Consider the following 12,782-nt stretch of genomic DNA (forward strand, 5'->3'; position numbering starts at 1 on the left):
AAAAATAATTTTCAACACGGCAATTCGGATAAAAGGTATTGCTACTTAAATAGTAAAAAAATGAAAAAATATTTCAACGTAACAGCAAGAACAACTTTAGTTTTAGTTTACATTGTGATTGTTGCAGGTGCATTGGTAAGAATGACAGGATCCGGAATGGGATGCCCGGACTGGCCTAAATGTTTTGGATATTATATCCCTCCTACTGATATTTCAGAAATTTTATGGACCCCGAATCATACGTTTGAAAAAGGGCAGGTCATCATCCATGATGAAAAGCTGTTTGTTGCCAAAGAAACCTTTACCACAACAACCGAATTTGAGGCCTCACACTGGAAACATTATACAAAACATGATTATGCCAGTTTTAATGCTGTGCATACCTGGATCGAATATATCAACCGACTCAGTGGAGCATTAGCCGGAATAGTCACCATAGTAATGGCAGTACTATCTTTTGCTTTCTGGAAACAAAATAAAGCAATACCATTACTTTCCTGGCTTACCGTATTTTTAATGGGCTTTCAGGCATGGCTTGGCGCTACAGTGGTTTACTCCTATCTCGCTCCGGTAAGAATAACAGTTCATATGGTAATGGCTTTAGTTATTGCAGCCGTTATTCTTTATATCTTACATTTAGTAAATCAGAAAGTCAATACTTTCAAAAAAGATAAAACATTCCAATATGTACTGGTTATCTCTCTGATACTTACTTTAATCCAGATCGTATTAGGAACGCAGGTACGTCAGTTTATTGATGAACAGGTAAAAGCAATCGGTTATTCAACTAACTTATGGCTGGAGAATCCAACCTTAACTTTTTATATTCACAGAACCTTTTCTTTTATTGTTTTATTGGTTAATTTCTATTTATTATATAAAAATAACAAACTACAATTAGGATATAAAAAAGTAAACTGGGTATTCTGGATTCTGATTATTGAAATTCTTTCCGGTATTGCGATGTATTATTTAGATTTTCCTTTCGGAACGCAGGCAACACACTTGGTTTTAGCATCCATCTTATTTGGAATTCAGTTTTACCTGATATTAGAAACCATAAGAAAACCAATAAGCACATCATCTGAGGTTTAACTAAACTATTTTCTGATTGGAGGCAAAAAGTATTGAATCAATTTTACAATCCGTTTATCCGTTGTCTGACAGTGCTCTGTCAAAAATAACAAAAAACGTAGCTGTAATAACTTATCCCAAAGGCTATCTGTTATTTAAAGCAGATAAAATTGAGCCTGATATTTACTTTATAAAAAAGGGACTCACAAGAGCTTTTTGTTATAGTAATGAAAATGAAGTTACCTTCTGGTTTGGAATGGAAGGAGATTCTGTTATTTCTTTTAAAAACTATATTTACCAAAAACCCAGTTATGAAAATGTAGAACTACTTGAAGATTCAGAATTATTTCATTTAAAATCCTCCGTATTACAACAATTATATACAGAAGATATTGAAATAGCAAACTGGGGGCGAAAATTAGCAGAACTGGAATTAATAAAAACAGAGGAAAGACTGATCCTTAGACAATTTAAAACCGCCTCAGACCGTTATCATGAACTCATTAACAATAACCCTGATATTATAAAAAGAATACAACTGGGATATATTGCTTCTTATCTGGGAATTACTCAAGTATCATTAAGTCGTATCAGAGCGAATAAAAAATAATTCTTTTTAACATTTGATAAATTTTATTACAAATTTTATCAGGAGATTTGCAGTCTAAAATTTAAAAAGATGAACTGGATAGTACTAATAATCGCAGGATTATTTGAAGTTGGCTTTACCACTTGCTTGGGTAAAGCAAAAGAAACAGCAGGTGTCACTTCTACCTTATGGCTAATTGGTTTCTTTGTGTGTTTAGTAGTGAGTATGCTATTATTATATAAAGCAACACTTACTTTACCTATGGGAACAGCTTATGCTGTCTGGACAGGAATTGGCGCTGTAGGAACCGTATTAATCGGAATTTTTATATTTAAAGAACCTGCCGATTTTTGGAGATTATTATTTATCACAACCTTAATTTGTTCAATAGTAGGACTCAAATTTGTTTCATCTAATTAACAAATAATCAGGATAACATAAAACGTAAAGAAGTGGCCTTTTTAGACCGCTTCTTTACGTTTTACCCTTTTCACAAAATAAAAAATAAGAATAAAAAACACACAAACGGTAAAAAAATACAACTGTTTGCTTGTTTATAGTTAAATTGCCATGGTATAATAACGTTTTTTATAAAAAAAACAGAGGTATACTCTTAAATACTAAATGGCAATGAACGAAAAGAAAAATATCCCTTTCAAAGAAAACACTTTACAGTTTAAACCTAATTCTATACCCTATAATTATGGAATTATAGTTCACTATCCGGGGAAAAAGACCAAAATCCAGTATGAAACAGAATTAAAATTCCTCAAAAGCACCAATTCCGTTACACGATTCTATTCCTTTAACAGAAAACAGCCCTTTATAAATTACCGAAAACCGGATCTCCAGGTCTATGAAATGGTAGGCCGGATTACAGGAAGTATCTACCCTGTTACAGTCGAAATCAATGCAGAAAACAGAATTATTGATATTGTTAATCATCAGGAAATATTAAAACGCTGCACCCGGACAGCTCAAAAAATACAGCAGTATTACAACTGTACCGTTACTACAAAAATACTTCAGAAATTTGAAGAACAGTATTCTGATCCCGACAAAATAGCTGTACAACTGGAGAATGAATTGTTATACAAATTGTTTTTCCCGATATTACAAACAGACTATACTCAGGGAGTTTCCGCTACACTTCCTTTTGACACTGCAACCGGAATGCTTCCTTTTGTACTGCAACAACATATCGAACCACATTATACAGAAGATAATAAGGTAAGCATTACTGTAAAAACAGCAGATACCGGAGAAGAAACAAAGAAAAAAAGCGATTTTGAAGCCCGTTATCTCCTCTACCCCGAAGATCACACCATACAATCCATAAAAGGAACCATCCTTTATCAAAACAGAAACGAACCGGAAAACACTTTACAATTTGAAATCTGTCATACCAACATAAAAGACAGAAGGAAAAAAAGGCAGGTATTACTAGATGATTCTACTACTACCACCAACTTTAATGAGAGAGAAAAAGTGTTTATCCGGGAAGAAGAACCTGTCAGAATAAAAGGTTTCTGGTCATTCCTGAACAATATTTAAGCCAACCCTTTAAAAATAAAACTATGCCGGAGAAACACTATGTCGTTCAGGGTGCCGTTTGCCGTTGTAAATTCAGCGAAACACCACAAACCGATATTCTAAAAGTAAAAACACAAGATAAAGTGTATATCAATGATTCTAAAGCAGAATACAAACGCTGCGCAAGCACAAAAGACATTGGACCAACCTTTGAAAAAAACACCTTTGGCAATTGCAAATTACAGCCTGTGGGTTCCGGTTATAAACTCTGTTCAGTAAACGTTACAAAATGGAGTGATTTCTATGAAAAACTTACACTTATACATGGCGGTAAACCCCTTATAGAAACCAGTACAGGCGGTTGTACCGTTGGAGGACCGGACTGCATTATCATACAGGATCACGGACAAGTATCAGAAATCACGCAAAACAACCTGAATAATGCAGACGATACCATTTTGGCACATATTTACCCTTTTGGAGATCTGAAAAATTTTAATCCCGAAATACAAGAAGTCGATTAATTAAAATACTATCTACCTATGAAAATAATCGTTGGAAATCAAACCCCCTTAATAGGAACACGCTATTATTATTCGCTGCAGGATTCCTTTACCGATAAATATGCTGTACCCAATACACAAAATACAATTGTTATCCCGCCAAAAGAAGCCGTACGCTGGAAACTGAGTAATAATGAAGGCTTCAAATTATACAAAGACGAAGGTTCTTTTAGGTTTAACCAGCCTGCCATGGGAAAAACCTATTTACTCGAAGCACAATATACCACTGCCTCAGGGACAAAAGAAATTGCAAGTCTTACGATCAAACCATTAACAGGAAGTCCGAAAGTACAACGGGTCTACTGGACCGATACCGAACATGAACCGATCGGTGACCGAACCGTAGGCTATCTTGATACCGTAAAACTCCATATAGAAACCCTGAATATCCCCAGAAACGAACCACTACAGGTTACCGTTTGGGAAGATCAATACGGAAAAGGGCACGGTGCTTCCAGCCGGAATATGGGGACGTATACCGCCAGAGTAAACCAATATGGAAAAGCAGCACTTGTGTTTCAGAATACAGCATTCTATCAAAAGCGGTTAAACAAAATGGATCTTATTAAAGAAGCCGTACATGAATATTATGTTCAGATACACTATGCCGGAATACTCGACAGCATCGAAGACCAAACCCAGATTAAAATAAAAAATGAACTGACCCAATATATTGAACCCAACTATGGAAACAGCCCTGTAACAACAGGCAGAACGCAACCAAACAATCCCAATGATGATAAAAAGAAAAACTATACGTTTGGTGTTTTTATAGATGGTACACTAAACAATCAGTACAATACCCTTGCCCGACAGGCATGGGAGGAAAAAACCGGCAAAAAAGCCACGCATAAAAAAGACCTTGAAGACGAAAAAAAATACCGGTATAATGAGGGCAGTTATGAAAATGACCTGTCTAATCCCGCTATTTTATTTCAGTATTATCAAGAAGATATATATAATAAGATGCATCCAAAGTATAAAATCTATACTGAAGGCATGGGCAGTAATACGCTCGCAGATCTGGACGGTCAAGTCCGGGAACAAGATTATAAAAACGACGATCTGTTTGTAGGATCAGGACTGGGAATGGGCACTGCCGGTATTATTGCCCGGGTAAAACGCGCCATTGAACAACTGACCCATAAAATTGAGAAAAAAACAACTTTTGATACCCTTACCATCGATATTTTCGGTTTTAGCCGGGGTGCTGCGGCTGCCCGCAACTTCGTACATCAAATTACGCTGCCGGAACAAACTGCCAATAGCGAAATACTGCCCGCTCACGGCTGGTTAGGGTACTTATTCGCACAAAAAGAAATTATTTTCACTAAACTGGTAGTTCGTTTTGCGGGGCTGTATGATACCGTACCACATCATGGCATCCGGCAATCCAATGATATCTGTACCTTGGGACTTAATTCTATTAGTAAAGCAAAATCAGTACTGCATATCACTGCCCAAGATGAACATCGGGCGAACTTTAATCTGGCACGTATTCCGGTAAAAAAAGACCATATCGAGCTAAATTTCCCTGGTGTACACTGTGATGTAGGTGGCAGTTATGTGGAAGGCAACAACGAAATCAGTGCCATTATGGAATACCCTTTTGAAAGCAAACTGCAATCCGAAAAAGAACGTTTAGTAGCCGAAGGCTGGTACCAACCGGAACAACTCCGTTTTAATCAAATAACCAATCAGCACGATCATATCCTTATCGGTACCCGAGACTACCTCAGCAATCAGTATAGCTTTATTCCGCTCTATACGATGCTGGATTTTGCCGAAAAAAAAGGATTAGTATTTAAAAATAAAAGACTAAAAGAAAGACATCAATTTACAGCTAATACTATTCCGGACAATATCTCTTTTCTGCAGAATATCCAATCTTATTTAAAAGAATATACTGAAAAAATGATCACTATACCCAATCATATATTACATTATGAAATACCTGAACCAGAGTTAAAAAAACTACGCAATCACTATCTGCATTATAATGCGGTACTCGGGCTGGTCAATCAACCTGAAAAAGACAGAATAAGAACGGAAATACCATTCTAAAATGAAAAAAATAAAACGAATAAAAAATAGCAGTTTGATTCTAATGCTCTGTAGTGTAGCCATTGGAATCTATTCCTACGATAAAATAATAAAAATGAATACAACAGAAAAAACCTATAGTTGGAGTTGTAGTGTAACCGCTCCCAAAGACTATCCCATAGAAGTGCATAAAGGCGGTTATTTAGCCACCGAACAAAAAATGTTAGCCTCATTCTATAACGCAGGAACGCAGGAAGGTAGCTGGAATTCTAATGGTACCGATGCAGGAGGAGGCAGCGGAATTCCCTCGATGCTGTCACTAACCTGGGTAAGTCATGCTGAAAAAAAGTTCTGGACCATTGATACCCTATTGCCCGCAGAAAAAATAAAAGCATTATTTGAACAGGGCTATTATGATATTGGTGCCCCAGAGCCAAAAGAACACTATACCTATACCAATATTACCATAGCCGTAGCACCGGGGGGAGTAGTGGCTGTTTTTTTAAGTAGTGCTTCCAGCTCCCATCATAAATTAGTAGGTACTTATCAGGCGAAAACAGCTTATGTTGAAATAAACGACTTTCTACCCGTCAAAAATATTTATAAAGAAGCAAAAGAATTTTATGATTGGAATTTTAAAAATATTGTTCCTGAGGAAACCCAAGACTATATACAAAAAAACGGTATTCCATATCATCTCTGGAAACGATGTTTTGAGCAATTTAACTGGAAATATACCGTCCAATTTTATAAAAACGATTCTTTAACAGCGGTTCGGAATGACTATTATAACGGAGAAAATGATTATGTCGGATTTGACGAAATCAATCACTATGATTTTGAACCCAGACCTTTACCAAAATATTCTGAAATTTATTTTTCTATCTATTGGGATGAAGTAACCTTTGATGAGGAAGAATTGTATGCCGTTTTTCAGGAATTAACTAAAAACAATAAAGACGAACCCATAGAAATTATTGCTAAAATAGCTTTTGAGTATATGGATGTTACTTTTATGGTAAGAGGAGATAAAAGGGCTATACCACTACAAAAAGTAAAAACCAGAGTATGGAGGCAACATGGGAAATAACTCAAATTAATTAATAATGTTAAATGTAATCTTAAAATATTAGTATAAGCTAATTATAGTTAGTAAATTTATATTCTTAAATTACGTTATCAAAAATAATTCTGACGATGTAGTAATAAATGAATTGCTACATCGTCATTTTTTTAATCAAAGACTGTTTAGTATGGTATATTGCACTTTAATAAAAGGTAGTTTCTTATATTTGAGTATATTTAGAAGTATATCCCTCTAATCCCTTTCAAAATGAAACTACTCTGGACGTATTTGAAACCTTATCACTGGTTGATAATCTTAGCCTTAGTTCTTGCCGGAGTCGCCCAAATATTATCTCTTTATGATCCTATTATCTTTGGTCAGATTATAGACAATTACACACTACATACAGGAAATAAAACACAAGATGAACTGGTAAACGGTGTTCTGAAACTACTGCTCCTTGCCGTAGGCATCGCTTTAGCAGCAAGACTGGTAATGGCTTTTAAAGATTACGTAATTCGATTAGTGGTTCAAAAATTCGGAATGCAAATTTTTAATGATGGTTTACGTCAAACATTACGGTTACCGTATCAGGAATTTGAAGATCAGAGTAGTGGTGAAATATTATCTATTCTTCAAAAAGTTCGTAATGATACCGAACGTTTCATTACTTCTTTTATCAATATCCTCTTCTCTTCCATCGTTGGTATTGGATTCTTACTCTGGTATGCTATCACAAAACACTGGGCATTAGTTCCTGTATTTTTAATAGGAGTTGTCCTCTTAGGCGGATTAACAAGTATATTAAGTCGCACTATCAAAACATTACAAAGATCTCTTATCCGCCAAAATCGTCAAATGAGTGGAACCATAACCGAAAGTTTACGCAATATAGAACTGGTTAAAAGTCTTGGGCTTACCTATCAGGAAATAAGACGATTAAAAGTACATACCCAGGAAATTTATAATCTGGAAATGGAAAAGGTCAGAAAAGTAAGGACTCTTACCTTTCTGCAAGGCGCTGTACTTACCATATTAAAGCAATCCATTCTTTTCATATTGCTTTGGTTAATTTTCAGAAATGTCCTCTCTCCCGGAGAACTGATCTCAATGCAGTTTATTTCCACAGGTATTATTGGTCCTTTACAGGATTTGGGAAGTATAATCCTGTCTTATCGTGAAGCAGATGCTTCTCTTCAGTTATTCAATGAACTAATGATAAAAGAGCCGGAATACAGACCGGAAGAACCCGTAGAAGTTGGTTTAATCACAACACTTCGTTTTAAAGAAGTAACCTTCAGACATAAAAATGCAACAAAAAACGCTATCAAAGAAATATCATTTGATGCAAAACTGGGAGATACAATTGCCTTTGTCGGACCATCCGGCGCAGGAAAATCTACTTTAGTAAAACTACTGGTAGGTCTCTATACTCCTGTTAGCGGAGATATTCTGTATGATGATGTTTCCATTAAAGACCTGCGCTATAATCGTATTCGGAAACAGCTTGGTTTTGTTACTCAGGACACTCAGCTATTTTCCGGAACCATTCGTGAAAATTTACAGTTTGTAAAACCGGATGCAACAGACGAAGAAATGTTTATTGCACTCGAAAAAGCTTCTGCCATGAATATTTTCAGTGATTCGGGAAAAGAACTGGATACTGTTTTGGGAGAAGGCGGAAAAAAAGTATCCGGTGGAGAAAAACAACGATTATCAATTGCCAGGGCTTTATTGCGTAAACCAAGACTGCTGATCTTTGATGAAGCAACCTCAGCACTGGATTCTCTGACCGAAGAACAAATCACAGATACGGTAAAAGAAATCTCAAGAGAAAAACAACAAATAACAATTCTGATCGCTCACCGTTTATCTACCATAATGCACGCTAATACAATATACGTACTGGAAAAAGGAAAAATAACAGAACAGGGAACCCATGATGAATTAGTTGAAAGTAAAGGTCTTTATTACGCTATGTGGCGTCAGCAGATCGGTGAACGTAAAATAAAAACTATACCTAAAACAGATACTATTGATACAATAAATGATACTTTCTAACGTCCTTATTCTTACCCAACCCATTCATTGAATAATCAAATAATCGAACCGTCAAATAACCAATAAACGAATTATCTGAAAATCCAAGAAATGAATAGTCTAAAAATTATTTACCTTTGTTCCTCAATAAAAAAATAGATCATGGTTTATAAATTAAGAGTAATTCTCGATGCAGAAGAAGATGTTTTCAGAGACATCGCGATAATGGACAATGCTACTTTAGAAGATTTTCACAATGCTATTGTTAATGCTTTTGGTTTTGACGGAATGGAAATCGCTTCTTTCTATACCTGTGATCAGGAATGGACACAAGAAGAAGAAATTTCTCTTTTTGACACAGGTGACGTTGCCGGAGAACAAAAAATAATGAGTGATTATGTACTTTCAGAATTATTAAATGAAGATAATACAAAACTGATCTATGTATATGATTTTCTGAATATGTGGACTTTCCTTGTAGAATTAGCAGCAATAGAAGAATATCCTGAAGAAGGAGAACGTTATCCTCATTTACTTTTTGCACACGGTGAATTACCAATAGAAGCTCCTACAAAAGACTTTAATGAAGGTATTTCTAAAGATGATATCTATGGCGAATTTGAAGATGACTTCGATGATGATGACTTCGATTCTCTAGATAACGATGAAAATTATGAAGATATGGGGTTTGAAGAAAACTGGAATTAAAATAATATTTGAAAATTTGAAAATGTGCTAATTTGAAAATTAAATTGCTTTAAAAATACATTTAAAATTTAAAATTCAGCATTTAAAATAAACTAAACGACATGATCAACTTATTTAATACCCACATTGAAACGCTTTCTATTCACAGAGTAGGCAACAAAAGCAGAAACGAAGCTATCTTTTTATCAGAGCAGCCTTATACCTTAAATGACGAGATCACTCCTTTAATTAAAGAATTTTTCTTTAAACCATTCAGAGATAAAGAAGAAAACTATTTTCAGTTTGCACATGATGTGGATCTGGATTATAATGATATGTACAATTTTTCAAATGAGATATTTGCCGATCCGGGGAAAGCACACGAAGTATCAAAAAAAATTACAAAACATCTTTTTGAACAATCCAACCATCCGCATATTAAAAACGGAGAAGTATATGTCACTTATCTGACCAATCTAAATATTGATAATAATGTTGTAGATGCAATTGGAATTTTTAAAAGTGAACTAAAAAACGACTTCTTACAATTTGAAGAAAAAGATACCACACTGGAAATGATCCTTCAACAAGGAGTTAGTCTGAATAAATTAGATAAAGGTTGTATCATTTTTAATTATAAAAAAGAAGAAGGTTATAAAATACTGACTATTGACAGCAACCGTTATGATGCCCGTTACTGGTTAGAACATTTCTTATCCGTAGATGCTTTTCAGGATGAGAACTTCATCACAAAAAAATATTTAAAATTCTGTCAGGATTTTGCTAAAGACGTAGTACTTCCGGCAGAGGATAAAAAAGAAGAAGTGATGTTCATGAACCGTTCTGTAAACTACTTTGCTAAAAATGACGATTTTGAAGAAACCAACTTCTTAAACGAAGTTTTAGATAATCCGGATCTGATTCCGGAATTTAAAAACTACAAAATAGATAAAGGAGAAAAATACAGTATTGAAGATATAACCAATTTCCCTATTGCAAATGCTGCTGTAAGTGATGCAAGAAAGAAAATTAAAAATGTAATTAATCTGGATACCAACATTCAGATAAAATTAGACTTTATCAACCCAGAAAGTGCCGAAAAATATGTAGAAAAAGGCTGGGATGAAGAAAAACAGATGTATTACTATCTGGTTTACTTCAACAAAGAACAAAAAAGCTAATTATATCCGTTAAAACTAACTCAGGACAAAAGTATTTGAAATTTATCTTCTCTTTTTATCAGAGGCAGACGCCAAAAATAAAATATTTTTGTCCTGACTTTTTTCCTCTTTTTCTTTTTTCTGATTATAAAATTAAAAATACTATTTTTGATAATTAAACTTAATATAGTTTATTTAGAAAATCGGTATGGTAACCAGCTCTAAAAATAAAATAATTGTTTTTCTTTTATTACTTTTTGTATATCAAACTACTATAGCTCAAAAACAGGATACTGTCAAAGTTTACAAAGACTTAGAGTCCTACTCTAAGAAAAGGAAATTTACAAAAGCAGTTCATCGTCTTATTTTCAGACCGGTTAATCAGAAAAGAACCTATAAAAACAAAGAGAAAGCTCCTCCTGTTCACTATACTGAATATGAAGGCAAAGTCATTCGACAAATAAATATTGTTGTTTTGGATCCTTTCGGTTACTCTGTTTATGATACCACCGTTACTCCACAACAATTTATTACCAGAACCGGTAATAATCTACATCATAAAACCAGAAAATTAGCCATAAAAAACTTATTGCTTTTTCATAAAAACCAATCTTTAGACTCCATTACAGTAAAAGAGTCTGAACGTTTAATAAGATCCCAGAGATATATCAGAGAAGTTCGTTTCACGCCCGAAAAGATTGCTGATACTGATTCTATTGACATTAACATCAGAGTTCTGGATGCCTGGAGTACCATTCCCGATTTTTCCTTTTCCGGATCCCGTTTTGATGTTCAGCTGACAGAAAGAAACTTTTTGGGAACAGGACATGAATTCAAGAACCGATTCAAAAAAAAGATCACCGGCAATCATAATGCTTACAACACAAGATATTATATTCCCAATATAGCGAATACATATATCAACACCGCCTTAAATTACGAGATTGATTTTGACAGGAACTATACTAAAAGTCTGGATATAGAACGTCCCTTCTTTTCTCCTCTTACCAGGTGGGCAGCCGGGATTTACATCGATCAACAGTATCAGTCCGATTCTTTAAGAGATATTGTTGGTGATTATTCTTTTCAGCGTTTCAGATTCAATACTCAGGATTTCTGGGGAGGGCACTCCTTTCCTGTTTCTAAAGGAAAAACAGAAGAAGACCGTACTACAAATCTTATCACATCTGCACGTTTTCTCAGAATCCGTTATAAACAAGCACCTGACGTAATTTATGATACCCTGAATATATTCTCAAAACAAGACTTTTACATGGCAGGAATAGGTATTGCTTCCCGAAAATTCGTTCAAGACAAATATATTTTTAAATATGGTGTCACTGAAGACGTACCTATCGGAAGAATTTATGGAATCACTTCGGGTTATCAAAGAAAGAATGCTACCGGACGATATTATATGGGAACACGACTTGCATCAGGAGATTACTATAAATGGGGTTATCTCAGTATAAACACAGAATATGGAACCTTTTTTAATAGTGGGCGTCTGGAAGATAGCGCTTTCAGTATTGAGGCAATTTATTTTACCAATCTGATGGAATGGGGAAACTGGAAATTCAGACAATTTATAAGACCGGAATTAGTACTGGGCTTTAACCGAAATCCCTATGACAAACTGTCTATCAATGATGATTATGGTATTCCGGGATTTAACAGTACCCGACTGATCGGGACCAAAAAACTATTACTTACCCTTCAGACACAGTCTTATTCACCTTGGGAACTCTGGGGTTTTCAGTTTGGACCTTATATAAGCTCTACATTTGGAATGCTGGGAAACGAACATACCGGATTCTCTAAAAGCAAAGTATATTCTCAGTTTGCAGTAGGCGTAATCATTGACAACCGATATCTCGTTTTTAATTCATTTCAGTTATCATTCGCTTTTTACCCGACAATACCAAACGTGGGAGATAATCTTTTCAAAACTAATTCTGTCAAAACAACAGATTTTGATCTGTCCGGTTTCAACTTTGGAAAACCGACAGCCATCCCTTATCATTAAA

General features: G+C 34.9%; 11 protein-coding genes. All 11 read left to right on the plus strand.

Features of this window, described 5'->3' with window-relative positions:
* Nucleotides 1-60: 60 nt before the first annotated feature.
* The 11 genes from AC4FQX_RS01875 to AC4FQX_RS01925 all read left to right on the plus strand — a co-directional run bounded on the left by AC4FQX_RS01875 (nucleotide 61) and on the right by AC4FQX_RS01925 (nucleotide 12,781).
* Nucleotides 61-1,095, plus strand: a complete 1,035-nt coding sequence (locus tag AC4FQX_RS01875) for a COX15/CtaA family protein (RefSeq protein WP_491165966.1) — start codon at nucleotides 61-63, stop codon at nucleotides 1,093-1,095.
* Nucleotides 1,096-1,111: 16 nt separating this feature from the next.
* Entirely contained in the window at nucleotides 1,112-1,684 is a 573-nt protein-coding gene (locus tag AC4FQX_RS01880; RefSeq protein WP_491165967.1) for a Crp/Fnr family transcriptional regulator, read from the plus strand.
* Nucleotides 1,685-1,753: 69 nt separating this feature from the next.
* Nucleotides 1,754-2,083 carry a DMT family transporter gene (locus tag AC4FQX_RS01885; RefSeq protein WP_491165968.1) on the plus strand — a complete coding sequence of 110 codons (330 nt, stop codon included), beginning with the start codon at nucleotides 1,754-1,756 and terminating at the stop codon, nucleotides 2,081-2,083.
* Nucleotides 2,084-2,293: 210 nt separating this feature from the next.
* Entirely contained in the window at nucleotides 2,294-3,217 is a 924-nt protein-coding gene (locus tag AC4FQX_RS01890; protein ID WP_491165969.1) for a hypothetical protein, read from the plus strand.
* Between the two features lie 23 nt (nucleotides 3,218-3,240).
* Nucleotides 3,241-3,720: a DUF4280 domain-containing protein gene (locus AC4FQX_RS01895; RefSeq protein WP_491165970.1), complete on the plus strand. Its 480-nt coding sequence runs from the start codon at nucleotides 3,241-3,243 to the stop codon at nucleotides 3,718-3,720.
* 18 nt (nucleotides 3,721-3,738) lie between these two features.
* On the plus strand, nucleotides 3,739-5,823 hold the full coding sequence (locus tag AC4FQX_RS01900) for a phospholipase effector Tle1 domain-containing protein (protein WP_491165971.1): 2,085 nt from the start codon (nucleotides 3,739-3,741) through the stop codon (nucleotides 5,821-5,823).
* Nucleotide 5,824: 1 nt separating this feature from the next.
* Nucleotides 5,825-6,892: a DUF2931 family protein gene (locus AC4FQX_RS01905; protein WP_491165972.1), complete on the plus strand. Its 1,068-nt coding sequence runs from the start codon at nucleotides 5,825-5,827 to the stop codon at nucleotides 6,890-6,892.
* Nucleotides 6,893-7,135: 243 nt separating this feature from the next.
* Nucleotides 7,136-8,929, plus strand: a complete 1,794-nt coding sequence (locus tag AC4FQX_RS01910; protein ID WP_491165973.1) for an ABC transporter ATP-binding protein — start codon at nucleotides 7,136-7,138, stop codon at nucleotides 8,927-8,929.
* Nucleotides 8,930-9,070: 141 nt separating this feature from the next.
* On the plus strand, nucleotides 9,071-9,616 hold the full coding sequence (locus AC4FQX_RS01915) for an IS1096 element passenger TnpR family protein (protein ID WP_491165974.1): 546 nt from the start codon (nucleotides 9,071-9,073) through the stop codon (nucleotides 9,614-9,616).
* A gap of 101 nt (nucleotides 9,617-9,717) precedes the next feature.
* On the plus strand, nucleotides 9,718-10,776 hold the full coding sequence (locus AC4FQX_RS01920; RefSeq protein ID WP_491165975.1) for a nucleoid-associated protein: 1,059 nt from the start codon (nucleotides 9,718-9,720) through the stop codon (nucleotides 10,774-10,776).
* Between the two features lie 187 nt (nucleotides 10,777-10,963).
* The gene (locus AC4FQX_RS01925; protein WP_491165976.1) at nucleotides 10,964-12,781 is read left to right on the plus strand and encodes a hypothetical protein; all 1,818 of its coding nucleotides are present in this window, start codon (nucleotides 10,964-10,966) and stop codon (nucleotides 12,779-12,781) included.
* The last annotated feature ends 1 nt before the right edge of the window (nucleotide 12,782 follow it).

The sequence above is a fragment of the Flavobacterium sp. AK-301 genome, from assembly GCF_058310215.1.